This is a genomic window from Roseateles sp. P5_B10 (assembly GCF_056400485.1).
Map to the genome: position 1 here is coordinate 1 of NZ_JBFULE010001649.1, position 573 is coordinate 573.

A 573-nucleotide genomic window follows, 5' to 3' on the forward strand; every position below is an offset into this window, starting at 1 on the left:
CTATGGCGATCTCTCGAAGCCGTTTCTGTGCTCACTGCTGTTTCTGGCAATCGATATCGAACACTTCCGGCCGGCCGAAGGCTTCCGCAATGAGGCGTCCGCCGAGCTCGCGAAAATTCGCGGGTCGCGCGCACAGGTGCCGCCACGTACGCCGGGTGAACGCAGCTGGACGAAGCGCCAGAACGATGGCGGCCGGATCGATATTCCGCGCGCATTGTCCGCGACGTTGAACGCGCTCGCAGAGGAAATCGGATCGCCGGAACGTCTGCCGTCTTAACGGCACGCGCTGCCAAAAAGCATCACCGCAAAAACTGAAATGAGATCGGCCGTCATGTCGACGGCCGCAGAACGGACAGGAGCACGGGCGATGCAGGCGCCGCGTCAAAAAATCTTCATTACTTGTGCCGTCACCGGCAATCTGACGACTCCGGAACAGACACCGCATCTGCCGATCACGCCGGCGGAGATCGCCGAGGCCTGTCTCGGGGCGGCCGAGGCCGGCGCCGCGATCGTGCATATCCATGTGAGGGACCCTTCCACCGGGAAGCCTTCGATGGAGCTCGCTTACTACCA

At 62.1% G+C, this 573-nt stretch carries 2 protein-coding genes; both read left to right on the top strand.

What is annotated here, in order from left to right:
* Positions 1 to 277 (top strand): hypothetical protein (locus tag AC1DU6_RS35115; protein ID WP_477863179.1); only part of this gene is annotated, 277 nt, incomplete at its 5' end.
* A gap of 90 nt (positions 278 to 367) precedes the next feature.
* The coding region (locus AC1DU6_RS35120) for a 3-keto-5-aminohexanoate cleavage protein (RefSeq protein WP_477863181.1) at positions 368 to 573 on the top strand (206 nt) is incomplete at its 3' end.